This is a genomic window from Pseudodesulfovibrio sp. 5S69, from assembly GCF_037094465.1.
Lineage (GTDB): Bacteria > Desulfobacterota > Desulfovibrionia > Desulfovibrionales > Desulfovibrionaceae > Pseudodesulfovibrio > Pseudodesulfovibrio methanolicus.
In genome coordinates, this window is sequence record NZ_CP146609.1 from 3,988,445 (window position 1) to 4,009,912 (window position 21,468).

At 64.6% G+C, this 21,468-nt stretch carries 25 protein-coding genes; 14 read left to right on the forward strand and 11 right to left on the reverse strand.

All coding sequences use genetic code 11. The annotated features are described in order from the left end of the window. The first annotated feature begins 18 nt into the window (after positions 1-18). The 5 genes from prxU to V8V93_RS18665 all read left to right on the forward strand — a co-directional run bounded on the left by prxU (position 19) and on the right by V8V93_RS18665 (position 4,257). Positions 19-741 (forward strand): thioredoxin-dependent peroxiredoxin, encoded by a 723-nt coding sequence (gene prxU, locus V8V93_RS18645; protein WP_338668139.1) that lies wholly within the window; start codon positions 19-21, stop codon positions 739-741. 81 nt (positions 742-822) lie between these two features. Next, complete coding sequence (locus V8V93_RS18650; RefSeq protein ID WP_338668141.1) at positions 823-1,164, forward strand: cytoplasmic protein; 342 nt, start codon at positions 823-825, stop codon at positions 1,162-1,164. A 345-nt stretch (positions 1,165-1,509) separates the two neighbouring features. Continuing rightward, positions 1,510-2,994 carry a sodium-dependent transporter gene (locus V8V93_RS18655; protein WP_338668142.1) on the forward strand — a complete coding sequence of 495 codons (1,485 nt, stop codon included), beginning with the start codon at positions 1,510-1,512 and terminating at the stop codon, positions 2,992-2,994. A 9-nt stretch (positions 2,995-3,003) separates the two neighbouring features. After that, positions 3,004-3,105, forward strand: coding sequence for a MetS family NSS transporter small subunit (locus tag V8V93_RS18660; RefSeq protein ID WP_338668143.1), 102 nt, complete (start codon positions 3,004-3,006; stop codon positions 3,103-3,105). 255 nt (positions 3,106-3,360) lie between these two features. Next, the gene (locus V8V93_RS18665) at positions 3,361-4,257 is read left to right on the forward strand and encodes a hypothetical protein (RefSeq protein WP_338668144.1); all 897 of its coding nucleotides are present in this window, start codon (positions 3,361-3,363) and stop codon (positions 4,255-4,257) included. 326 nt (positions 4,258-4,583) lie between these two features. Here the strand turns inward: V8V93_RS18665 and trhA are convergent, their stop codons facing one another. From trhA to cbiM, 5 genes are all read right to left on the reverse strand, one after another. Then, the gene (trhA, locus tag V8V93_RS18670) at positions 4,584-5,225 is read right to left on the reverse strand and encodes a PAQR family membrane homeostasis protein TrhA (RefSeq protein WP_338668145.1); all 642 of its coding nucleotides are present in this window, start codon (positions 5,223-5,225) and stop codon (positions 4,584-4,586) included. A gap of 95 nt (positions 5,226-5,320) precedes the next feature. Continuing rightward, positions 5,321-5,773, reverse strand: a complete 453-nt coding sequence (locus tag V8V93_RS18675) for an RrF2 family transcriptional regulator (protein ID WP_338668146.1) — start codon at positions 5,771-5,773, stop codon at positions 5,321-5,323. A gap of 56 nt (positions 5,774-5,829) precedes the next feature. Beyond that, entirely contained in the window at positions 5,830-6,144 is a 315-nt protein-coding gene (locus V8V93_RS18680) for a hypothetical protein (protein ID WP_338668147.1), read from the reverse strand. Between the two features lie 125 nt (positions 6,145-6,269). Beyond that, positions 6,270-6,899, reverse strand: coding sequence for a hypothetical protein (locus tag V8V93_RS18685; protein ID WP_338668149.1), 630 nt, complete (start codon positions 6,897-6,899; stop codon positions 6,270-6,272). A 40-nt stretch (positions 6,900-6,939) separates the two neighbouring features. Next, a complete protein-coding gene (gene cbiM / locus V8V93_RS18690; RefSeq protein ID WP_338668150.1) occupies positions 6,940-7,536 on the reverse strand; it encodes a cobalt transporter CbiM in 597 nt (198 codons plus the stop codon). Positions 7,537-7,739: 203 nt separating this feature from the next. Here cbiM and V8V93_RS18695 point away from each other — a divergent pair, with 203 nt between their 5' ends. Both V8V93_RS18695 and V8V93_RS18700 read left to right on the forward strand, forming a co-directional pair. After that, positions 7,740-8,987, forward strand: coding sequence for an HD domain-containing protein (locus V8V93_RS18695; RefSeq protein ID WP_338668151.1), 1,248 nt, complete (start codon positions 7,740-7,742; stop codon positions 8,985-8,987). Between the two features lie 198 nt (positions 8,988-9,185). Beyond that, positions 9,186-9,986 (forward strand): hypothetical protein, encoded by an 801-nt coding sequence (locus tag V8V93_RS18700; RefSeq protein ID WP_338668152.1) that lies wholly within the window; start codon positions 9,186-9,188, stop codon positions 9,984-9,986. A gap of 162 nt (positions 9,987-10,148) precedes the next feature. Here V8V93_RS18700 and V8V93_RS18705 read toward each other — a convergent pair whose 3' ends face one another. The 3 genes from V8V93_RS18705 to rlmD all read right to left on the reverse strand — a co-directional run bounded on the left by V8V93_RS18705 (position 10,149) and on the right by rlmD (position 14,083). Further along, on the reverse strand, positions 10,149-11,510 hold the full coding sequence (locus V8V93_RS18705) for a class I SAM-dependent methyltransferase (protein WP_338668153.1): 1,362 nt from the start codon (positions 11,508-11,510) through the stop codon (positions 10,149-10,151). Positions 11,511-11,636: 126 nt separating this feature from the next. Continuing rightward, the gene (locus V8V93_RS18710) at positions 11,637-12,500 is read right to left on the reverse strand and encodes a substrate-binding domain-containing protein (protein WP_338668154.1); all 864 of its coding nucleotides are present in this window, start codon (positions 12,498-12,500) and stop codon (positions 11,637-11,639) included. Positions 12,501-12,700: 200 nt separating this feature from the next. Then, complete coding sequence (rlmD, locus tag V8V93_RS18715) at positions 12,701-14,083, reverse strand: 23S rRNA (uracil(1939)-C(5))-methyltransferase RlmD (protein WP_338668155.1); 1,383 nt, start codon at positions 14,081-14,083, stop codon at positions 12,701-12,703. A 119-nt stretch (positions 14,084-14,202) separates the two neighbouring features. Between rlmD and V8V93_RS18720 the strand changes: the two genes are divergently transcribed. Both V8V93_RS18720 and V8V93_RS18725 read left to right on the forward strand, forming a co-directional pair. After that, a complete protein-coding gene (locus V8V93_RS18720; RefSeq protein WP_422394428.1) occupies positions 14,203-14,511 on the forward strand; it encodes a hypothetical protein in 309 nt (102 codons plus the stop codon). Next, positions 14,508-14,783 carry a hypothetical protein gene (locus V8V93_RS18725; protein ID WP_338668157.1) on the forward strand — a complete coding sequence of 92 codons (276 nt, stop codon included), beginning with the start codon at positions 14,508-14,510 and terminating at the stop codon, positions 14,781-14,783. Before V8V93_RS18720 ends, V8V93_RS18725 begins: the two co-directional genes overlap by 4 nt. On the opposite strand, the gene V8V93_RS18730 is transcribed toward V8V93_RS18725, so the two are convergent. Continuing rightward, complete coding sequence (locus tag V8V93_RS18730; RefSeq protein ID WP_338668158.1) at positions 14,780-15,544, reverse strand: DUF3108 domain-containing protein; 765 nt, start codon at positions 15,542-15,544, stop codon at positions 14,780-14,782. The genes V8V93_RS18725 and V8V93_RS18730 overlap by 4 nt on opposite strands. A 140-nt stretch (positions 15,545-15,684) precedes the next feature. Between V8V93_RS18730 and V8V93_RS18735 the strand changes: the two genes are divergently transcribed. Together V8V93_RS18735 and V8V93_RS18740 are read left to right on the forward strand one after the other, a co-directional pair. Then, a complete protein-coding gene (locus V8V93_RS18735; protein WP_338668159.1) occupies positions 15,685-16,176 on the forward strand; it encodes a CBS domain-containing protein in 492 nt (163 codons plus the stop codon). A 40-nt stretch (positions 16,177-16,216) separates the two neighbouring features. Continuing rightward, complete coding sequence (locus V8V93_RS18740; RefSeq protein ID WP_338668160.1) at positions 16,217-16,948, forward strand: methyltransferase domain-containing protein; 732 nt, start codon at positions 16,217-16,219, stop codon at positions 16,946-16,948. 55 nt (positions 16,949-17,003) lie between these two features. Here the strand turns inward: V8V93_RS18740 and V8V93_RS18745 are convergent, their stop codons facing one another. Then, positions 17,004-18,014, reverse strand: a complete 1,011-nt coding sequence (locus V8V93_RS18745; RefSeq protein WP_338668161.1) for an HD-GYP domain-containing protein — start codon at positions 18,012-18,014, stop codon at positions 17,004-17,006. 7 nt (positions 18,015-18,021) lie between these two features. After that, positions 18,022-19,464 (reverse strand): pyruvate kinase, encoded by a 1,443-nt coding sequence (gene pyk / locus V8V93_RS18750; RefSeq protein ID WP_338668162.1) that lies wholly within the window; start codon positions 19,462-19,464, stop codon positions 18,022-18,024. 279 nt (positions 19,465-19,743) lie between these two features. Between pyk and V8V93_RS18755 the strand changes: the two genes are divergently transcribed. From V8V93_RS18755 to V8V93_RS18765, 3 genes are read left to right on the forward strand one after another with little or no spacing between them, the layout of a single operon-like run. After that, positions 19,744-20,190, forward strand: a complete 447-nt coding sequence (locus V8V93_RS18755) for a division/cell wall cluster transcriptional repressor MraZ (protein ID WP_338670207.1) — start codon at positions 19,744-19,746, stop codon at positions 20,188-20,190. After that, entirely contained in the window at positions 20,191-21,171 is a 981-nt protein-coding gene (rsmH, locus tag V8V93_RS18760) for a 16S rRNA (cytosine(1402)-N(4))-methyltransferase RsmH (RefSeq protein WP_338668163.1), read from the forward strand. Further along, complete coding sequence (locus V8V93_RS18765) at positions 21,168-21,449, forward strand: hypothetical protein (protein ID WP_319583336.1); 282 nt, start codon at positions 21,168-21,170, stop codon at positions 21,447-21,449. Before rsmH ends, V8V93_RS18765 begins: the two co-directional genes overlap by 4 nt. Positions 21,450-21,468: the final 19 nt, after the last annotated feature.

Here is a 21,468-nt window from a genome sequence, read left to right on the forward strand (position 1 = left end):
AAAACCAAGGAGGCAACCATGCCTGAAATCCAGGATCCCACGTGCGAACGGCCCGCCCCCAAGGTGGCGGCCCCACCGCAGGCCGAGGAACAGGCCCCGGCCCCAACCAGCAAACCCCAAGGAGACGCCATAATCCGCGTCGGCCAGAAGGCCCCCGACTTCACCGCTCCCGCCTATATCGACGGCCGGTTCGGCTCCGTCACCCTGTCCGAGTATCTGGGCAAGTGGGTGGCGCTCTGCTTCTACCCTGGTGACTTCACCTTCGTTTGAGCGACCGAAATTTCCGCGGTCGCGGAAAAGAACGACGAATTCGAAAAACTCGGCGTCCAGGTCCTGTCCATGTCCACGGACTCCATGTTCGTGCACAAGATGTGGGTGGACCACGAACTTTCCAAGATGATCACCTCGGGCAAGGTGCCCTTCCCCATGCTGTCCGACGGCGGCGGCGCGGTGGGCACCCGGTACGGCATCTACGACGAGGCGGGCGGCGTGGACGTGCGCGGCCGCTTCCTCATCGACCCGGACGGCGTGATCCAGGCCTTCGAGGTCCTGACCCCGCCCGTGGGCCGCAACGTCAGCGAGACCCTGCGCCAGCTCCAGGCCTTCCAACTGGTCCGCGAATCCAAGGGCGCCAAGGCCACGCCCTCGGGCTGGAAACCCGGCAAGCCCGTACTCAATCCCGGCCCGGCCCTGGTGGGCAAGGTCTGGGAGGCGTGGAAGGTCTCCATGGCCTTCGAATAGCCCGGAATTGACGTCATGCAGGCCCTCCGGCTACGGTCGGGGGGCCTGTTCTTTCGGGTCCGACAATACCAAGGAGCGACCATGTACTGTCTCTACGCATTCAACGGCGAACTGATGTGTTTCGTACACGTCCTGCTCAACGCGCTCGACATGAAGGAAAAGGGCAAGGAGGCGATCATCGTCTTCGAGGGCATGGCCGTGACCCTCGTGCCCGAACTGGAGAAGGCCGACAACCCGTTCCACGCGCTCTACGGGAAGGCCAAGGCGGCCGGACTGATCGCGGGCGCGTGCAAGGCGTGCTCGTCCAAGCTCGGTGTGCTCGACGCGGTAAAGAACGCGGGACTGCCCCTGCTCGACGACATGTCCGGCCATCCATCCATGGCCGCCTACATGGACAAGGGCTATACCATCCTGACCTTCTGACCGCCGGACCCACGTGCGCGGCAGGCCCCCTGCCGCGCATACGGGCGGCAAAACGTGTTTTTTTCGGCATTTTTCCCGAAAAACACATAAAAACTTCACCATTTTCCCCGCAAAATCGAATTTTACCCGGCGAAATCCGGCCCACAAAGTGGACATTCCGGGAAATTTGACATACAGACATCTCGCTTTTGAAAAATTATCCGTTCGCGGACTAAGGGAAGGGGCGCCCGAGAGGGGTCCCGTTCTCTTTTTCCGCTCCCGGGCACAGGGGCGCGCCGCTCCTCCGGCCCGCACGGCAGCCGCGCCGAAGCCGCGCGGCCCACGCTTAAAAAACGCAGGTGAAATATGGCTCAACGTGAACAATGGGGCTCCCGCACAGGCTTTGTCCTGGCTGCGGTCGGGTCCGCCATCGGGCTGGGGAACATCTGGCGCTTCCCCTACATGGCCTACGAGAACGGCGGCGGCGCCTTTCTCATCCCGTACATCTTCGCCCTGCTGACCGCGGGCATCCCCTTCATGATCCTCGAATTCGGCATGGGCCAGAAGTTCCGGGGTTCCGCGCCCAAGGTCTTCCGCGCCCTGGGCGGGAAATGGGAGTGGCTCGGCTGGATGCAGGTCATGGTCGCCCTGATCATCTCCATATACTACGTGGCCGTCATCGGCTGGACGATCAACTACACCGGGTTCGCCCTGAACCAGTCCTGGGGCGCCGATCCCAAGGCGTTCTTCTTCGGCGACTATCTGGGCCTGAGCGATTCGCCCCTTGCCCTGGGCGGTATCCGCTGGCCCATCCTGGCCGCCTGCACCCTGGCCTGGGGCATCACCTGGCTGGCCATCACCTCGGGCGTACGCAAGGGCATCGAGCGGGCCTGCAAGATCCTCATCCCCCTGCTCTTCGTCCTGGTCCTGGTGCTCATCGCCCGCGTGGTCAACCTGCCCGGCGCCCTGACCGGCCTGAACTACCTGTTCCACCCCGACTTCTCCAAGCTGGCCGACTTCACGGTCTGGGCCGACGCGTACGGCCAGATATTCTTCTCCCTGTCCATCGGCTTCTCCATCATGCTGGCCTACTCCAGCTACCTGCCCGAGGACTCGGACATCAACAACAACGCGGCCATGACCGTGTTCATCAACTGCGGCTTCTCCCTGCTGGCGGGCATCATGATCTTCTCGGTGCTCGGCAACATGGCCCACGCCACCGGGCAGGACGTGTCCGACGTGGCCGGCGCGGGCGTGGGGCTGGCCTTCATCACCATCCCGGCGGCCATCAACACCATGCCCGCCCCCGCGTTCGTGGGCACCCTGTTCTTCCTCTGCCTGACCATGGCCGGGGTCAGCTCGCACATCTCCATCGTCGAGGCCGTGTGCTCGTCCTTTATCGACAAGTTCGGCCTGAGCCGCAAGCGGACCGCCACCCTGGTCTGCGGCTTCGGGTTCCTCATGACCCTGGTCTTCACCACCGGCAGCGGGCTGCTCATCCTCGACATCGTCGACCACTTCGTCAACAACCTCTGCATCCTCGGCCTGGCCCTGGCCGAGATCCTGCTGATGAGCTACATCGTCGGGCTGGACGACATGAACGCGCACGTCAACGCGGTCTCGGACTTCAAGGTCGGCACCGCCTGGCGGCTCTGCCTCAAGCTCGTCACCGTGGCCGTACTCGGCTACACCTTCGTCATGAACATCGTCACCGACCTGGGCACCCCCTACGGCGGCTACGCGCAACCCGACCTGGCCCTGCTCGGCTGGTCCCTGCTGCCCGTGGCCTTCGTCCTGGCCCTGTGCCTGAGCCGTCGCGAGGCCACCTACGGCTTCGTCCGCCAAAACTAAGGAGACACCATGACCACATCCGCCATCATCATGTTGTGCATCGGCATCGGCGTCACCTGGGGCGGCGCCGCCTTCTGCATCCGCCTGGCCATACGGAACAACCGCCACTAGGCTGCGCTTGGTACGTACCTGACAAGCGGTGCGGCATCTGCGATGCCGCACCGCTTTTTTTGCCTCCCCTTACCCCGGAGCCGTTGCATCCGCCCGAACCGCTGGCATTCGCGGGGCGGCGGGTTGACAACCGGGCCCCGGCCTGGGTACATAATTGCTGCTCTGGCACAAAAGGGTCCTTTTGTGCGTCTCATTTCCATACCCTTTCGCTTCCGGTCCTCTTTCCGGCGCTTTGTGCCGCAGTGGAGTCCGATCATGTACCTGAAGCGCTATCTCTTCGCCCTGGCCCTGTACTACCTGCCCTACATCCTGTTGGTGCAGTGGGTGAACGCCAAGGGCGCCCAGCCCGATGAAGCCCATGCCGTCGCCCAGGTCATCATGGCCCTTATCTTCGTGCTCATGAGCCTGCACCTGGTGGTCCTCCGCCCCCAGGCGCGCTTCGCCTTCGAATCCCGGATGCGGCGGGTCATGCGCTGGGCGCTGTACCTGGTCCTCTACGCCGGACTGGTCCTGCTGCCCGCCCTGTTGCTGCTGTTCAACGATTCCGATGCGTTCCACATCACCTTGGCGATGCCGTCCCTGCTCTTTCTGGGCATGCTCTATTCGCCCGGGGAAGAGAACGAGCCGGAGGGAGGCGAGGTGGACAGGGTCCTGGCCGACGACGGCCCCAGGCGCTGGCTGACCTATTACGGCCTGTATCTGGCCGTGCCCTTTGCCGGGGGGCTGCTCATCGCCATGCTGGTTCCCAAGGCGTACGCCCTCCCGGCCCTGGCCCTGTTCGGCCTGTTCGTGATGGGCATGGGACTGTGGATGCTCTACCGGCTGACCGTGGCCCGGCCCAACGTCCGCTTCGTCGCCCTGACACGCGGGCAGCGCTGGAAGCGGTTCGGGATCTACGCGGGCCTGTACCTGGCCCTGGTCCTCGTCCTGCCCCGCGTGCTGGCGACCCTGTTCGGCCATGGCCCGGCCATGGACACCTGGGTCATGCTTCCGCTCCTGGCCTCGGCCGCCTACGGCCCGGACATGGCCCATGCGGGCCTCATCTTCCGCCCCCGCACCCCCGAACAGCCCCGCCCGGAGAGCGACGGCGAGCGCCTGCAGCGCCGCATCCGCGAAATCCGGGCCAAATACCCCCTCTCCCCCGACCGCTGACCCGGCAACGCCACACACCTCCAAAAGAAGCAGGGCACCGGCGGCCAACCCCCGGTGCCCCGCTTCCCCCCAACGTCGGCAGCAAGCGCCCCGACGCCCCTCTTCACGCCCGAAAACGTCGGCAGCCAAGCGCCACGACGCCCCTCCCCCGCACCCGACAACGTCGGCAGCGCAGCGCCCCGACGCCCCCGACGCATCGAGGCTTTCGAGAGTGGTGTGGCAGTGCATTTTTCGAGGGCGCGGCCGACCGCAGCGTATTGCGGCATACGTGAGAATCGGCCGCGTCCTCGAAAAATGTGCTGACGCGCCGCTATCGGAAGCCGACGCTACACGTACCAGTACATGACAACGTAGTGGCAGAACGAGCCGCCGATGACGAAGAGGTGGAATATCTCGTGGAAGCCGAAGCGCCTGGGGAACGGGTCGGGCCACCTGACGGCGTAGATGACCGCGCCCAGGGAATAGACCAGGCCGCCCGCCACGAGCCAGATGAGGGAGGCGGCGGACATGGCCTTGACCAGCGGGTAGATGCCCACCAGGACGAGCCAGCCCATGGCCAGGTAGATGCCGGTGGACAGCCAGCGCGGGGCGTTCATCCAGAAGACCTTCATGACGATCCCGCCCAGGGCCAGGGCCCAGACGCCCCCGAACATGGACCAGCCCCAGGGACCGCGCAGGGGAATGAGGCAGATGGGCGTGTAGGTGGCCGCGATGTAGAAGAAGATCATGGAGTGGTCCACGCGGCGCAGGATGCCGACCCAGTGGTCGCTGACCGGCAGCCAGTGGTACAGGGTCGAGGCGGTGTAGAGCAGGATCATGCCCCCGCCGAAAATGGAGAATGTGACGATGTGCCACGGCAGGGCCGGGCTGGCGGCGCGGACGATGAGCAGGACCGTGCCGAGCACGGCCAGCACCGCGGCGATGCAGTGGGTCAACCCGCTGACCGGGTCACGAAGGGATAAGGTCATGATGGCTCCCTGGCAATTGTGCCAGTTTCACTGTTACACAATCGGCGGAAGCAAACAAGCGTTTGACGATACGCGTTTCGCGGCCGGGGACCGGTTCAGAACCCGCCCCGGCTCCACGGCTCGATGGTGGAGCTCCCGCACTGCTCGGCGTCGTTGATCAGGTCGGCCAGGGTGAAGGTGTTCAGCCGGTCGTACATGGCGTCCGCGGCCTCCTGCCACAACCGGCGGGTCAGGCACTCCTTCATGCGCGCGCACCCCTTGTCGCCGGAGCGGCACTCCACCAGGGAACCGTCGCCCTCCAGGGCGTGGACCACTTCGCCGATGGGAATCTCTGCCGCGGGCTTGGCCAGGGAGTGGCCGCCGCGGGGGCCGCGCTTGGACTTGACGAAACCCACGTCCTTGAGCTTGCGGATGAGCTTTTCCAGGTACTTGGCCGAGACGCCTTGGCGGTCGGCGATGTCCTGGATGCGCACCGGCCCCTCCTTCCCGTTCTGGGCGATGTCGAGCATCATGCGGGTCCCGTAGCGGCTCCGTGTGGTCAGTTTCATATGTTGCCCCCTTTTATGGTTTGCGATCCCAAACAACGTCGGCCCATCGCGGCCGGTCAGCCCACCCCGAACAGGGAGAACACGGTCTGGATGGCCCCCAGCAGGACCACGGCCTTGGCCATGAAGGGCCAGCCCTTGTAGCCCTCGTAGCGGTTCGCGCTGCGCCAGATGGCCACGGAAATGAACACCTGGTAGACGATCATGAAGACCAGGTAGGCCAGCAAGGCCATGGCAAAACCCGCCCGCTGCCCGGCCATGGACAGCAGCAGCAACGACACGCCCTTGAGCGCCACGTTGACGGCAAAACCCCAGCCCCAGAATGTCCGCGCGAGGCCTTCCTCGCCCCGCCAGATTCTTGCAATCAGGCCCATGCCCGTTCCTCCGGCAAACACCGTCCGGATAATTCCGAATGTTTCCGTAGGGGAATTAGCACAAAAAAAAGGCCGCGACAACAATCGCGACCTTTGGGGTCTGATTTTTTGCAGAACCGCGCGGCTTACGGGTTGCGGCGGCTCTTCATGTAGGCGGCCACGCCGAACAGGCCGAAAATCCAGCCAATGCCGCCGAAGATGTCGGTCATGGACGGGCCGGAATCGTACATTTCGGCGAGCATGTGCTTGATGGGGTCCACCTCGCGCCTGACGATGGCCTCCACCTGGGCGGCAGTCAGGCCCCCGGCGGATACGGCCGGGGCGGCTCCGGCGGCGGGAGCGGCGGCCGGGGCGGCTTCGGAAACGGCGGGGTTCTCCTCCGCGACCATGTCGGACACCGGCCGGGGCGCGTCGGCGAACTCGTCGTACTGGACGGTCCATTCGGCCTGGTGCCCCTGCCCGGCCTTGAGCAGCAGGCGCAGGTCCATCTTCTTCTCCCTGGCCGCCTCGGGGATGACGAAGGCGAACTTGCCCTCGGTGTCGGTCTTACCGCTCAACAGCAGGGTCCCGGTGGCGGCATCAAAGACCTCCACCTCGCCGTCGTAGACCCGCTTGGTCCGGCTGTAGCCGCTGTCGGTGACGATCCGGTCGCCGTCGACGTAGGCGAAGATGTTCACCTTGTGGGCCTCGGATACGGCGGACAGGCACAGGGTCGCGGCCAGGGCCAGGCAGGCGGCGATGATCAGACGGTTCATGACGACTCCTCAGGTTGATCGTGTGAAGATTGGGGCAGGATCAGCAGCCCAGGACCTCGGGCTTGACCTTGGACAGGAACGAATAGGCAAAGCCGGTGATGACGCCCTCGATGGCCATGATGGGCAGGTGGGCGACGAACAGCGCCTGGGCCGCCCCGACGAACTCGTCCCCGGACAGGGCCAGGGCCGCGGCGGTCAGGGTGGCGCTGAGCAGCATGGCCAGGAACCCGCAGGCAAAGGCCCCGGCGAATCGGCTGCCCGCCCCGCGCAGCAGCATGGGCCGGAAGAGATAATAGCAGAGCACGGCGGGCGCGGCCATGTTGAAGCAGTTGACCCCGAGCACGGTCAGGCCGCCGTACTGAAAGAGCACGGCCTGGAGGGCCAGGGCCACCAGGATGGACGGAAAGGCCGCCCAGCCCAGGACCACGCCGAGCAGGCCGCCCAGGATCAAGTGCGCGCTGGAAGGGCCGATGGGCACGTGGATGAGCGAGGCAATGAAAAACGTGGCGGACAGGATGGCCACGGACATGATCCGGTCGTAGTCGATCTTCCGCAGGCCGATGGCCGTTCCTGCCACGGTGAGCGCCGCTCCGCCCGCGAGTACCGGCCAGGATAGAACCCCTTCCGAGATGTGCATAGGACCCGCTTTTCGTAATCGCCGGTCAAACAACTACCCGGATTTCGAGAAGATTATACCAGCGTGTTAACAATTGGAAATTTGTATACACCTGCTGCGACGTTTTTACAAGCGGTGTTTGCGCCCTCTCCGCGGGCGGGCGTATTGCCATCCCCGGCCCTTTCCGGCACTGTTGGTGCGCACAGCAACCAAAGGGAGCGTCCATGTCGGTCATCATTCGAAAGAGCCTGCTCGAACTCATCTTTTCCGGCGCGTTCATGAAGCGCTGGAACGACAAGCTGCGGCCCATGGAGCTGGTGGAGGTGGACAAGCAGGGGCACAAGATGATCGTGGCCTGGCTGCTCTTTTTGCTCAACTCGCGGGACATGGACGTGGCCCGCAAGCGGGCGCTCGGCGAGTCGATCATCGAAGGGGGCATCTTCGACTATCTCTATCGGCTGGTCATCACGGACATCAAGCCGCCGGTCTTCTATCGCATCAAGGAAAACGCCGACGACTACCGCACCCTGACCAACTGGGTGCTCAAGGAGCTGAACCCGCGCATCATGCCGCTGGGCAAGGACTTCATGCGCCGCATGGGCGAGTATCTGATGCACCCCGAAGACAGGGGGCTGGCCCGGCGCATCCTGCACGCCGCCCACCTGTACGCCAGCTACTCGGAGTTCAAGCTGCTCAAGTCCATCAACCGCATGGACCACGAGCTGACCGAGATCGAGCAGAGCTTCATCGACCGGCTGGAGGCCATGCGCGACCTGAACGGCGTGGCCGAACTGCTCGACGAGGACGGCACGGTACTCGGCGGGTTCGCGCGCATGTGCGGGCGGCTGCGGTTCCAGAAGCGCTGGTCCCAGACACCGCGCGTGCCCGAGACCTCGGTCCTGGGCCACATGTTCATCGTGGCCGCCTATTCCTGGTTCTTCTCCATGGAGGTCGGCGCGTGCCGCGCCCGCAGCCAGAACAATTTCTTCTCCGGCCTGTTCCACGACCTGCCCGAGCTGCTGACCAGAGACATCATCTCCCCGGTCAAGGCGGCCTCCCACGACATCAGCGAGCTGATCCACGAGTACGAGATCCTGGAGCTGCACCGGGTGGTCCTCAACCCTCTCAAGGAGGGCGGGTACACCGACATCACCGAGCGGCTGGAATATTTCCTGGGTCTGGAGGTGGGCAGCGAATTCAAGGCCACCGTGGTCCTGGACGGCATCATTACCGAGGCCCCGGAATCCGACCTGGCCGGGAAGTTCAACCACGACACCCTGGACCCCAAGGACGGCCCCCTGCTCAAGGTCTCGGACTCCATCGCGGCCTATATCGAGGCCCACACCGCGCTCAGGAACGGCATCTCCTCGGGTCAGCTGCACCACGCCCTGTACCGCATCCAGCAGACCTACAAGGAGCGCCCGGTGGTGGCCGGGGTCCAGGTCAGCGCCCTGCTGGCGGATTTCGACTAAGGTCCGCCACTGAGGGCCTATGCCCGAATCACCTCCGCCAAGGGACATTCCTTGCTCGAAATCACCCTTTTGGGCTAGGCTTAACGCCATAATATGCTGTTACCCACTACACCAAGCCGGACAGTGGAAATGCGGCCATATCGCATCCTCCTGCTTGTCCTCCTCATGTCCCTCGGAGCTCAGGCTTCGGCACGGGCCATGGATAGGCTCATCCTCCCGGCGGACACCTCGCCCAAGGACACACGCTGGCAGTTTCCCATCAAGGCCCTGACCAAGGCCATGCAGGCCACGGAGGACACCGACGGCCCGTTCTCCATCGAACGGCACCGGTTGTCCATGCACTACGACCGCGCTCTGTACGAGCTGAGCGATGGCAATCTGATCAATGTCACCATCGCCTCGGCCAACAAAAGATGGGACCAGCGGGCAATTCCGGTGTGCGTTCCCATCTTCAGGGGGCTGAAAAGTTACCGCCTGCTGCTGGTCAACAGCCACTCCCTCCACAGCTTCCACGACATTCGGACCCTGGAAGATTTACGCCCGTGTAGGGCCGGGGTAGTCTATCAATGGGCCACCGAAAACATTCTCGACAAGGCCGGATGCAAGCTGGTCAGGGCCTCGACTTACGAGGGGCTGTTCTCCATGCTCGCCGCCCGCCGCTTCGACTACATCCCGAGGGCTGTCAGCGACATCTATCGTGAAATCGAGATACGGACCAAGAAGAACCCGGACCTTCGCGTGGAGCCGACCCTGGCCCTCTACATCCCGAACCCGCAGTACTTCTACGTCGCGCCCGCCTTTCCCCGCCTGGCCGACCGCATCCGGCGAGGCATGGGCATTATCGCAGCCAACGGGACCCAGGAGCGAATATTTCACGAGGCCTTCGACGAGGCTATTCGCCGGGCCGACCTCAACCACCGCCGCATCATCCGCATCGAAAACCCCGACCTGCCCGAAGACATCCCGCCGGACGACCCCATCCTGCGTATCCGACCGTGACCCGTCCGCCCAGCACACGGTCCCCGGCGGCGATCTCCATGCATTGATGCGTGACGGACGACGGCGGACGCGAGGATTCCCGCGCCCGGCCAAAGAAAGGACGGATCATCGGATCGACCGCGTCAGGCCCGGCACGCGCCCGGCAGCACGCCGGGAGCCCGCCTAGAAGCCGACCGGGCAGCCGACGAACCGACGGCAGTAATCCATCCCCACATCCCCGAGCCCCATCTCCTTGGCGTTCTCGCGGCGGCTGCGCAGCGCCAGTTCCTGCACGTAGCCCGGCATTTCCGGGAACAGGCCCAGACAATGGGCGAGCGTCTCCCGACGGGACCCGTCGCCGCTCAGGTGGCGGTCCATGTTGTCCTCCACGTGCCGGGAATGCAGCAGCAGCGAGTGGGTGATGCAGGGCAGATACTCGGACGCGTCCTCTTCCTGGTAGCGCAGGCTGCACCGCTCCATGGCCCGCCGGGTCCCCTGGGACATGGGGTGCATGAAGCTCCAGGGAGTCAGGCGGCGGCTCAATTGCGGGGGGAGCATCCGGGTCTTGAGCCCGTGCGCCCCGGCGGCCCCGGCCCAGGTCTCGGGATAGATCTGGAAGATCAGGGGCCAGATCAGGCTGTAGGGGAACTCCCAGAAATCGTGGGAATAGCCGATCCGGCTGTGGTTGAAGAAAAGGCCGTCGGGCGAAAGCTTGGAAAAGATGTCGTCCGCGCTCCGCTTCTGGTCGCAGGCGTAGGCCAGGGCGTTGATGCTGACCAGGAGGTCGATGGCTCCCTCTTCGAAATCGAGGGGGGTGGAGATGTCGTGCTTGAGGAAGGTCAGGTTCGGCTCGTCAAAGGAGGTGCGGGCCATCTCCAGGGCGGCGTCCGACAGTTCGAGCCCGAAGACCTGCGCATCGGGGTAGCACCGGGCCAGGCCCGCGGTGGTGTAGCCCAGGCCGCTGCCGAGGTCGACAATGAGCCGGGGCGGCCGGGGCAGGATCGGCTCGGCGAACCGTTCGACCAGGTGCGCGTAGTTGCCGGTATTGACTGCTGTCTTCCGGCCCCATTCCTCGGGCGGCGTGTCGGCCAGGAGGCTCTTGTCCCGGACCCAGGCCTGCTCGTTGTAGTTGACCGTGTTGCGCGGGATGGTCACGTGATATTCGCCCTCGCGGGGCTCCTGGGGCACGGCGCCGGTCAGTTGCCGGAACGGTATCAACTCGGCCTCCTCGCCCGTGGCCGCCGCATGATCGGCCAGGGCCGCTATGAAGACCGCCTTGTCGCCGCCGAGATACAGCCAGTCCACTTCCTCCAGGCAATGCATGGGCTGCCGGAATTCACCGCGCAGAAGCGACATGACGAAGGGGAAGGCGAACGGCGTCCTGGCGTAGGCGTCGATCCCCTCGAAGGAGAGGAACATGCAGCGCAGGCCGCCGAGATCGAGTTCGGGTCGGGGCCTGCCCTTGCGGTTGGGGATGCGGGCTTCGAGGATGCCGGGGAGCAGTCCGACGTAGTCGTCCATCGGGATATAGACTTTGGTAACCATGATTCACCATGCGAGCGGAGGTTGCGGCCGCCCCCTGTGGGGCGTGCCAAATTTTCCCACCGGGGGAGCCTCCGCGAGAGGTGCTAATAATGTGCCAAACAGGCTGAAGGGCGGGATTCCCGATGGCTACTCCGCCTCGGGCCGGAGCTCCCCGGCCTCGGTGACGAGCTTCACCCTGGTGACGATGCGTTTGGGGACCCGCCGGCCTTCGAGGGCGTCGCAGGCCGTGCTCACCCCGAGGTAGCCCATGCGGTAGGGCTGCTGGATCATGAAGGCGTCGATGAGCCCGTCGCGCAGGGCCTGGCGGATCTCCGGGGTCTGGTCGAAGACCAGAGCGTGGACCTTGTGCGCCAGGTTCACCTCGCGGAGCGCCTGGACGCACCCGATGGATAATCTTTCCGACGAGGCGAAGACGGCCGTGACGTCCGGGTGACGCCGCAGCAGGGCCAGGGTATGGTGGTAGGCATTGCCGGTGCTGACGCCGATGAACCCGGAGGCGATGAGTTCGGTGCCCGGTGACCGGGCCGCCATGGCTTCCGCAAAGCCCTCCTCCCGGTCAAGGGTGGACCCGTTGTCGTCCGAATGACGCAGGAGCAGCACAGCCCCATTGCCGCGGGTGCGCCCGAGCAGGTACGCTGCGGCCTCCCGCCCGGCCGCCTTGTTGTCCGTGGCGATGAAGCTGGTCAGCTTCACCCCTTTCATGGAAGAATCGATGCCCAACACGAGAGCGCCGCGTTGTCGGGCCTCGTTCAGGGTGTCGGCCAAGAGCGTGGTATGGGTCGGTGCGATGACGATGGCGTCGAACCTGCTCTGCATCTCCTCGGCGATGATGGCCCGTTGCGCCTTGGCCTCCTCATGGAGCATCGGCCCCCGGAAGACGACCTCCGCGCCCCGCTCCCTGCCCGCGTCCATGGCCCCCCGCTTGACGGCCTGCCAATACCGGCTCGATTCGGCCTTGGGAACGACCAGGACCTTGAATTCGCCGGCCATTGCGGCCGCCGGGAGTGAGGCCCAAAAGACAAGGCACAACAACACCTTCAGCAGGGACGCTCCGCCCGCGTTGGCGCCGCGTCCGGCGCCGGATCGTCTCGACCTATCCGTCATGGGTAAAACTCGCACCTTTTCATCTTCAAAATCATTACGCTCCGTTCCGTTGCGACCGGATCCCGGCCGGGAAACGGTCCTCCGGGCTATCTCAATTCCAGCAGCGCCACGGTCTCGATGTGGTGTGTGTGCGGGAACATGTCCACGGCGCGGGCGCGCTTGAGCGCGTATTTGTCCGAGAGCCGCTTCACGTCGCGGGCCAGGGTAGCAGGGTCGCAGGACACGGCGATGATCTTCGGGGAGCCCAGGTCCAGGATGGCCCGGGCCGTATTTTCGTGCAGGCCCGCGCGCGGCGGGTCGATGATCAGCACGTCGTTCTCGGGCAGCCCCTTGAGGTTGGCGGCGGTGTCCAGGGTGCCCACGGCGAACTCGCAGTTCTCCAGGCCGTTGAGCTTGGCGCTGGACCACGCCTTAGCCACCGCCTCCTCGCTGATCTCGAAGCCGATGACCCGCTCGACCTTGTCCGCCAGGAAGATGCCGATGGCGCCGATGCCGCAGTACAGATCGAGCACGGTCTCGGCCCCGGTGAACCCGCCGAACTCGCGGACGGTGCCGAACAGCTCGCCCGCGGCCGCGGTGTTGGTCTGGAAAAAGGCGTTGGGCCCGATGTGGTAGCGGGCCTGCCGATCATCGTGTTCGACCATCTCCTCCACCGCGCGGGTCCCCAGGCGGAAGACCAACTTCTCGCCCACGGCCGCCAGGGAGCGGCGGGCGCGCGAGGAATGAACGAAGGAGGTCAGGTCCGGGAAACGGTCCACCAGAAGCTTGCCCAACTCCTCGGCCCGGGCGTAGTGGCGCGTCTCCTCGGCGGTGATCAGATGGACCATGATCTCGTTGAGTGCGGTGTGGCGGACGACCAGGTGCCGCCAGAAGCCGGCGTTCTCCGCGGGGTCGAAGGCGGGCAGGCCCGAGGCGCGGGCGAACTCGCGGGCCGCGCGCAGGATCTCCACGTCCCGCCGGGCGCAGAGGTGGCACTCCTCGATGTCCAGGACCGGGGCGAGCCCCTTTCCCCCGGCCGGGAGGTTGGAGCGCAACCCCAGGTGCGGGCCGTCCGGACGTTGCTCAAAGGCGAACTCCATCTTGTTGCGGTAGTTCCAGACGGCGGGCGACGGCGCCGGAGCGTCCATGACGAACCCTTCCGCCCCGCCGATGCGCTTGAGGGCGTTCTCCACCTGGGCCGCCTTCTGGGCCACCTGCTCGGGGTAGTCCAGGTCCTGCACGGCGCAGCCGCCGCACTGGCCGAAATGCGGGCACTTGGGCTTCACGCGGTGGACGGACGGCGTGACCAGGGATTCGAGCGCGGCCTCGGCAAAGCGCTTCTTGGCCTTGACCACGCGGGCCGTGACCGTGTCGCCGGGCAGGCCGCCCGCCACGAACACGGCCATGCCGTCCACGTGGGCCACACCCCGGCCGCCAAAGGCCAGGGACTCGATGGAACATTTTATGATTTCGTCTTTCTGCAAGGGCATGAAGCGCCTCCTGTGGTTCCGGGTATTCTCTATTGTGGCACGCCGGGACGCTGTATACAATGATTGGTCGCGGAAAGCGGGTTTGACACGGATCGGAGCGGCTGTCTATGGTTTACGCCATGCTCGACAAGGCCACCGCCCTGCCCGCCCTGCTGCGCACACTCGACCGGTTGCCCCTGGGCCACGCCCTGGACCTGCGCACCTACAAGCGCAACCGCTCGGTGCTCGTCCGGCGCGTGGGCGAGGACGCCTTTGCCGTGGCCGAGGACGGCTTCCACCGCGAGGACTTCCGCGTCCCGTTCTCCGGCCTGAAAAAACTGCTCAAGACCCTGCTGAAGCGGGAGTTCCCCCGCTCGACCAAGATCCGGGTCTACGATCTCGGCGCGGCCTGCGGCGAGGCCCTGCCCACGGGGCGCAAGGTCATATGATCGACCTCGGCGCGGCCCTGTCCACGGCCCTCTCCCGGCTGAAGAAGCTGCCCGACGGCGCCGTGCTGGAGCTCCTGACCTTCAAGCGCGACCGCGGCGTGGCCGTACGCCGGGTCGGTGCGGCCTTCGAGGTCCGCGAATTCGGCTACCGGGACGAGACCGGCACCGAGGACGCCGCCGGGCTCCGCAAGCGGCTCAAGGCCATCCTCAAGCGGGAGTTCCCCCGGTCCAACAAGGTTCACCTGCGCGAACGCCGGGCGGAAGAACGCTAGCCCCTGGCGGGCGGGTAGTACTCGCGCAGGGTCATGGAGAAGTAGCCGACCACCACCTTGGACTTGACCTTGACCGGGATGCGCCGTTCGTCGGCCGAGAACCAGACGTACAGCTCGGCCTTCTTGGACTTCTTGAACACCCCGGACAGGTGCTTGATGTCCAGGCGCACGCGAAAGGCCTCCACGTCGCCGATGCCGGTCTCCACGGTCTCCTTGTCCTCCACGAAGGCCTTGCCCACCACCGACACCTTGCCGTCCGACACGTTGGCGTCGAACTCCATGCCCTTGTACAGGGGCTGCTTGCGGAAGGCGAACAGGATGGACATGGGGTCGAAGACGTCCTCGGGCTGGTCCAGGGTGTGCTGGAGCGTGCCCCTGGCCCAGCGGTAGGACTTGCCGGCCTTTCTGTCGAAGACCAGCTCCACCTTCTTGTGGTAGGAGCCCTCGTTCTGATCCTTCTTGTAGCGCAGAGCGTAGTTCACATCCATGTCGGTCCAGGCCTCCATGGTGTCCCGGACCTTGTAGAAGTTGTCCACCCAGCCCAGGGTCCGGGCCTTGGCGAAGAAGTAGCGGGCGGGCTCGCCGTCCATCTTCGTGTCCGCCATGCAGAGCAGCTCGGCCTTGCCCGCGTGGATCACGGTCCAGTAGATGTCGTAATAGAGCCTTTCGCCCGGTCCGAAAGGAGGGGACGGGTCCTCTGCGGACAGGGCCGGAACGGCCAGGAGGCATACCAAAACGGCGGTCAGGAGAATTTTACGCATGCCACATAGTCGCCACGAACCGCGCCCAAGTCAAGGACACCCCGTAAACACGCCGTTGTAATGGACAAATATCCGTACACGCGGTACGAGAGGCAAAGAAGAGGCCCTGACTCAAGCAAGTTATCGGAGGAATAGCCCCTATGATGCTCAGAAAACGCGCCTGGGACATGATGCGCGACGAATACCCTACGGTACAGGAAGACGCCAGTCTGGCCGAGGCCATCCGCGTCATGCGCGAGGCCATGGTCGAGGCTCCGGACTCGCAGGTGGTGGTGGTCAAGACCAAGGGCGGCAAGCTCAAGGGGACCATCAACCTCTGGCAGCTCTTCAAGGCGGTCAAGCAGTCCGTACTCAAGGACGAGAACCTGACCCTGGACGGCGAGGTCGACTGGGACCAGCAGTTCGCCAACGCCTGTCTGATCTGCACCCAGCTTCGGCTCGACGAGTACATCATCCCCAACCCGCCCCGGCTCAAACCCAACGACCCCATCCTGGTGGTCCTGGACGTGTTCCTCAAGTCCCGCCGGGACTGGGCCCTGGTGGTCGAGGCCGAAAAGGTCATGGGCGTTGTCTACGTGACCGACGTGTACCGCGACATGACCCGCGACATGGTCCAGATCTTCAAAAAGTAGCCGGCCTCGCTGCCGGACTGCGTCCAAGGACGACAAACCGATGCAACTCGACGACGACATTCTGGGATTCCTCCGGGGGGAGCAGTTCTCCTCCGGCTGCTGCCTCAGACTCTCCGGCGACTTCAAGGAGCGCAGCAGGCTCACCTACATGCAGCGGGTGGTCAAGGGCGCGTCCGTGCTGCACATCGGATGCGTGGACCATACCCCGGAGAAGGTCCGCCGGAAACTCGCGCGCGGCGTCTGGCTGCACAAGCTGCTCATGGACAGCGCCGAACTGTGCGCCGGGGTGGACATCAACGAATCCGGCGTCAAGTACCTGAGCGAGGACATGGGCCTGCCGCACATCCACTGCGGCGATATCCTGCGCGACACCATCCCGGGGGTGAACGACCGGCAGTGGGACTTCGTGGTCCTCGGCGAACTGCTGGAGCACACGGACAACCCGGTGGACTTCCTGGCCACCCTGCGCAGCCGTCCAGGCCTGGAGCGGGCCGCCTGCATCATCACCGTGCCCAACGCCTTCTACTACAAGAATTTCAAAAAGGCCCTGAAGCAATACGAGGACATCAACTCCGACCACCGCTACTGGTTCACCCCGTACACCCTGGCCAAGGTGCTGACCAGGGCCGGATACGCGGTGGACGACCTGCAACTGACCCAGGACCGGGCCTTCAAGTTCTTTCCGCCCATCCCGTGGTTCATCCTGAGCCGCTACCCCCTGCTGCGGAGCAAGGTCGTGGCCCTGGCGTCGCCGATCCCAGGCCGAGAATAGCAAAAGGCCCGGACCAACGTCCGGGCCTTTTTCATGCCGTGCGGGGAACTCCGCCTCATTTCATCTTGAGGTCGATCAGCAGGAGCATCTGCAGTGCCTTGGTGATCTCCGGGTCATAGCGCGGGTCCTGGGCCAGGGCCGTGGCCGCCTGGACGTAGCCCATGGCCTCGGCGTACGGCCGCTTGGTGATCATGGCGCAGAAGGAGTCGGCGACCGCGGTCAGCCGGCCGGGGAACTCCTGCTTGACCGACTTGAGCGGATAGCCCGAGCCGTTCAGCCGCTCGTGGTGCTCGGACACGCACTGGTCCATCTCGGCGTAGCGCAGGCCGAGCTTGCCGAGCATCTCAAAGCCCACCTTGGTGTGGGCGTTGACCTTGCTGCGCTCGTCGCCGGTCAGGGGCTTGTCCTTGGTGCGGATGAAGACGGGCACCTTGGCCATGCCCAGGTCGTGCAGGAAGAGCCCGGCCAGGACCCGGTCGAAGGTGGTCCGCTTGACCGCGTCCGAAAAGCCCTTGTCCTTGAGCTTGCCCCACAGGGCCAGGCCGAGGAAGCCGGTGTTCATGGAGTGGTTCTCCAGGGTGTGCTCCCGATGCAGCCGCCGGACCAGGGCACGGGCGCGGCGGATGTCCGCGTAGAGGTATTCGGACAGGACCATGAGGTCCACCCAGAGCTTTTCGAAGACCGCGTTCACGGGCTGCTCGAAGAACTCGGCCAGCCTGCGGGTCAGGGCCTGGGTGAAGATGTCCGCGATCTCCTTTTCCTTGAGGTTCTTGTCCACCAGGACCAGGTCGAGCTGGAAGCTGATGTGCTTGACGTAGACCGGATGGTCCTCGCGCGAAACGAAGACCAGCCCCTCGTTGGTCAGGACGGCCAGTTCGGCCACCTGGTCGTTGGAAAGCCTGCCGCCCACCTTGTAGTACGGCACCACCCTGGCGACGTCCTCTTTGAAGGTGAAGATGTTCAGGGGAGGGCGATACTTGTTGAAGCTGCCCAGGATGTCCTCGCTGACCTGGTAATACTCTTCATTGAGTCCATCGGGAATGTCGTGCTTCTGGTCGGCTCGCATTGCTGGGCTAGTCCTCTTCCTTGATCAGTTTCTCGTACAGCTTGACCACGTTGGTCTGAGTGGCGGACTTGCCCCGCTCGGGCTGGCCCGCCGTGATGATGACGATGTCTCCCTCCACGAAATCCTCGCACTGGCGGACAAAGACCTCGGCCCGCTCCTGGTGGTCGTGGATCACGTCCAGCGGTATGGCAGGGATAACCCCCCAGGACAAATTTGTGAAGTGTCGGACCGTATGGTCGGACGACAGGGCGTAGACCGACTGCCGGGGGCGGCAGGACGAGAGCAGCCGGGAGGTGGCCCCGGAGGTGGAGTGGCAGACGATGGCCCGTGCGTTGGTCTTGCCCGCGAGCATGGCCGCGGCATAGGCCAGGAAGGTCGAGGGGTTGTCCTTGGCCCCGCCCCGGTCCAGTTCCTCGGGCCCGGACTCGAACATGAAGGCCTCGATCTCGTAGGCGATCTTGCGCATGAACCGGACGGTCTCGCCGGGATAGTTGCCGATGGCCGTCTCCTCGGAGAGCATGACGCAGTCCGCGCCGTCCAGGATGGCGTTGGCCACGTCCGTGGTCTCGGCCCGGGTGGCCATGGGCGAATTGACCATGGAGAGCAGCATCTGGGTGGCCACGATGACCGGCTTGCCCGCCTGGTTGCATTGCTTGATGATGCGCTTCTGGGCCACGGGCAGCTCGGCCAGATCCAGCTCCAGGCCGAGGTCGCCGCGCGCGACCATAATGCCGTCGGCCTCCCGCAGGATCTCGTCCAGACAGTCCAGGGCCGCGGTGCGCTCCAGCTTGGCGATGATGGGCAGGGCCTTGCCGTGCTTGAGCATCTCCTTGCGCAGGTGACGGATGTCCTCGGGCTTCTGGACGAAGCTCATGGCCACCACGTCCACGCCCAACTCCATGCCGATGGCCAGGTCCGCCTTGTCCTTTTCGGTCAACGGGGCCAGCGGGGTCTTGGTGCCAGGGAAGGTGATGCCCTTGCGCGGCGGGCACATGCCCGAGTTGATGGCCTTCAGCCGGATAAGGTTCTCACCCTCGATCTTGACCACGTTGAAACGGATCATGCCGTCGGACAGGGCCACGGGGTCGCCGACCTTCACGCCGTGGAACATCTCGGGGATGTCCAGGCAGATGAACGGCTCGTTCACGCCCTCGGCCTTGTCCGGGGTGCCGAGCAGGACCTCGGTGCCCTTGGTCACCTCGATGGCCCCCAGGCCCACGTCGCAGGTGCGGATCTTGGGCCCGGACAGGTCCTGGAGCACGGTCAGGGTCAGGCCGGTCTCCTGCTCCAGCCGACGGATGATCTCGACCATCTTGGCGAAGAACTCCTTGCCCCCGTGGGAAAAGTTGAGCCGGAAGATCTTGGCCCCCGAGCGGACCAGCTCCTTGACCGCCTCATAGGTCTCGGTCGCCGGTCCCAGCGTGGATATGATCTTTATGTGCCTGTCCATGACGGCCTCCCCTGCCCCGGCTCCCGCCCTTTGGGCGTTCCGGCCGGAGCTTGTCTTGAGTTTTGAATTTACAGAACAATTGCCGAAGGCACTCGTTCAAGATTGGTGCAAGTCTAGGCTTCGGACGTAAAAAAATCAATTAAACTCGGTGAATTTTGGTCAGCATTTCCGTGAGAACGGTTGACTTTCCCTTGATTTTCCCGCAGAGGTGGGAAGAAGTGGAATTTAGTGTAGACATGGTGTAAAGGTGTGGAGCAAGATGGTGTTCCGGGGAAAATGATGAAGTTCAGAGGTCACGCACACAGAAGCCTGGACGACAAGGGACGGCTGATCCTGCCGCCCGAGTTCCGGGATGCGATCCGCGCGGAATTGCCCGACGCGGTCATCGTGCTGACCATCTTCGACAAGCATGTCGTGGGCATCACCCCGGACCAGTGGAGCAAGCTCGAACGCGAACTGGAGTCCATCAAGTCGCCCAGCCGCGCGCTGCAGAACACCATTCGGCTGCTGAACCTGGGGTACACCGAGACCCCGGTGGGCAAGCAGGGGCGCATCGCCATTCCCGCGCACCTGCGCAAGTCCGGCAAGCTGGACAAGGAAGTGGTGGTCATCGGCGCGGGCAGGCGGCTGGAGATCTGGTCCGCCGAGGCATTCGAAGACCTGCTCGACCAGGACTACGACGTGTCCTCGGAGCTGGCGGAAAACAACGTCTCCCTGCCCTTCTAGATGAAGCCGGGAGAGGTCAACCCCGCATCGCTGCACACCACGGTTCTTTTACATGAAGTGGTTCGGTGGCTGCGCCCCCGCCCGGGAGGCCGTTACATGGACGGCACGCTGGGCATGGGCGGCCACAGCCTGGCGCTCATGGAAGCGGCGGGCGAGGGGGCCGAGCTCGTGGGGCTCGACCGGGACCGGGAGGCATTGGCGCTCGCGACCAAGCGGCTTGAGCCGTTCAAGGACCGTGTGCACCTCTTTCACCTGCCCTTCTCCCGGTTTGAGGAAGCCCTGGACGAGGTCGGCTGGGAGTCGATCGACGGCGCGGTCCTGGACCTCGGCGTCTCCTCCCTCCAACTGGACGAGGCTGATAGAGGATTCAGCTTCATCCACGACGGGCCTCTGGACATGCGCATGGACCCGGACGTCGGCCCGTCGGCCGAGGTGCTGGTCAATACGCTGAAACACGGGGAGTTGGCGCGGATCATCCGGGTCTACGGGGAAGACCCCCTGGCCGGGAAGATCGCGTCCGCAATAGTGAGGGAACGGGAAAAGGGAGCGATCACGAGGACGCTCCGGCTGGCCGAGATAGTGCGGCTGGCCTACCCGCCGAAGATGCGGCATACGGCCCGCAACCACCCGGCAACCCGGACCTTCCAGGGACTGCGCATAGCGGTCAACAGGGAAACTGAGGAACTTGAACATTACCTTGCAACCATAGTCGGACGCCTGCAACCGGGCGCGAGGCTGGCCATAATCTCGTTTCACTCCCTGGAGGACAGGGCCGTGAAGCACGCATTTCGGGATGCCGCCAAGGGGTGCAAATGCCCCCCGCACCAACTCCACTGCACCTGCGGCGGAGTGCCCGAGATAAAAGTGCTGACCAGAAAACCGGAGGCCGCCTCGGATGCCGAGCGGGACGCGAACCCCCGCGCCAGGAGCGCCAAGCTCCGGGTGGCGGAGAGGCTCGGACCCGACGGAGAAGAAGCATGAGCAAGACCGACAAGACGCTCCTCTGGATGGTGCTGGGCCTTTTGGGCATGGCGCTGTGCCTCGGTTTGGGAGCGGTCTGGTTGAACATCGAGCGCATGGATCTGGCATACGACCTGCGCAAGATGGAGCAGAGCCTGGGCCGGAAAGAGGATCTGGCCGCGAAACTGACGGTTGAGAGGAACAACCTAGTTTCGCCCTACAGGCTGAAAAAGCTCGCGGGCCAACTCGGCCTGGGAGTGGCGGCGCCGGGTCAGATACGGCGCATTGCCTCGCAATAGCGACGCGCATTGAGCCATA

Bases quoted from the DNA above. Each gene is read 5' to 3' on its own strand.
- V8V93_RS18720 (WP_422394428.1), top strand. From the start codon at position 14,203: ATGCTCGACAAGGCCACCGCCCTGCCCGCCCTGCTGCGCACACTCGAC.
- V8V93_RS18700 (WP_338668152.1), top strand. From the start codon at position 9,186: ATGGATAGGCTCATCCTCCCGGCGGACACCTCGCCCAAGGACACACGC.
- V8V93_RS18745 (WP_338668161.1), bottom strand. From the start codon at position 18,014: ATGCGAGCCGACCAGAAGCACGACATTCCCGATGGACTCAATGAAGAG.
- V8V93_RS18680 (WP_338668147.1), bottom strand. From the start codon at position 6,144: ATGGGCCTGATTGCAAGAATCTGGCGGGGCGAGGAAGGCCTCGCGCGG.
- cbiM (WP_338668150.1), bottom strand. From the start codon at position 7,536: ATGCACATCTCGGAAGGGGTTCTATCCTGGCCGGTACTCGCGGGCGGA.
- pyk (WP_338668162.1), bottom strand. From the start codon at position 19,464: ATGGACAGGCACATAAAGATCATATCCACGCTGGGACCGGCGACCGAG.
- rlmD (WP_338668155.1), bottom strand. From the start codon at position 14,083: ATGCCCTTGCAGAAAGACGAAATCATAAAATGTTCCATCGAGTCCCTG.
- V8V93_RS18675 (WP_338668146.1), bottom strand. From the start codon at position 5,773: ATGAAACTGACCACACGGAGCCGCTACGGGACCCGCATGATGCTCGAC.
- V8V93_RS18740 (WP_338668160.1), top strand. From the start codon at position 16,217: ATGCAACTCGACGACGACATTCTGGGATTCCTCCGGGGGGAGCAGTTC.
- trhA (WP_338668145.1), bottom strand. From the start codon at position 5,225: ATGACCTTATCCCTTCGTGACCCGGTCAGCGGGTTGACCCACTGCATC.
- V8V93_RS18755 (WP_338670207.1), top strand. From the start codon at position 19,744: ATGAAGTTCAGAGGTCACGCACACAGAAGCCTGGACGACAAGGGACGG.
- V8V93_RS18660 (WP_338668143.1), top strand. From the start codon at position 3,004: ATGACCACATCCGCCATCATCATGTTGTGCATCGGCATCGGCGTCACC.
- V8V93_RS18695 (WP_338668151.1), top strand. From the start codon at position 7,740: ATGTCGGTCATCATTCGAAAGAGCCTGCTCGAACTCATCTTTTCCGGC.
- V8V93_RS18765 (WP_319583336.1), top strand. From the start codon at position 21,168: ATGAGCAAGACCGACAAGACGCTCCTCTGGATGGTGCTGGGCCTTTTG.
- V8V93_RS18655 (WP_338668142.1), top strand. From the start codon at position 1,510: ATGGCTCAACGTGAACAATGGGGCTCCCGCACAGGCTTTGTCCTGGCT.
- V8V93_RS18735 (WP_338668159.1), top strand. From the start codon at position 15,685: ATGATGCTCAGAAAACGCGCCTGGGACATGATGCGCGACGAATACCCT.
- V8V93_RS18685 (WP_338668149.1), bottom strand. From the start codon at position 6,899: ATGAACCGTCTGATCATCGCCGCCTGCCTGGCCCTGGCCGCGACCCTG.
- V8V93_RS18710 (WP_338668154.1), bottom strand. From the start codon at position 12,500: ATGGCCGGCGAATTCAAGGTCCTGGTCGTTCCCAAGGCCGAATCGAGC.
- V8V93_RS18730 (WP_338668158.1), bottom strand. From the start codon at position 15,544: ATGCGTAAAATTCTCCTGACCGCCGTTTTGGTATGCCTCCTGGCCGTT.
- V8V93_RS18705 (WP_338668153.1), bottom strand. From the start codon at position 11,510: ATGGTTACCAAAGTCTATATCCCGATGGACGACTACGTCGGACTGCTC.
- V8V93_RS18650 (WP_338668141.1), top strand. From the start codon at position 823: ATGTACTGTCTCTACGCATTCAACGGCGAACTGATGTGTTTCGTACAC.
- V8V93_RS18725 (WP_338668157.1), top strand. From the start codon at position 14,508: ATGATCGACCTCGGCGCGGCCCTGTCCACGGCCCTCTCCCGGCTGAAG.
- V8V93_RS18665 (WP_338668144.1), top strand. From the start codon at position 3,361: ATGTACCTGAAGCGCTATCTCTTCGCCCTGGCCCTGTACTACCTGCCC.
- rsmH (WP_338668163.1), top strand. From the start codon at position 20,191: ATGAAGCCGGGAGAGGTCAACCCCGCATCGCTGCACACCACGGTTCTT.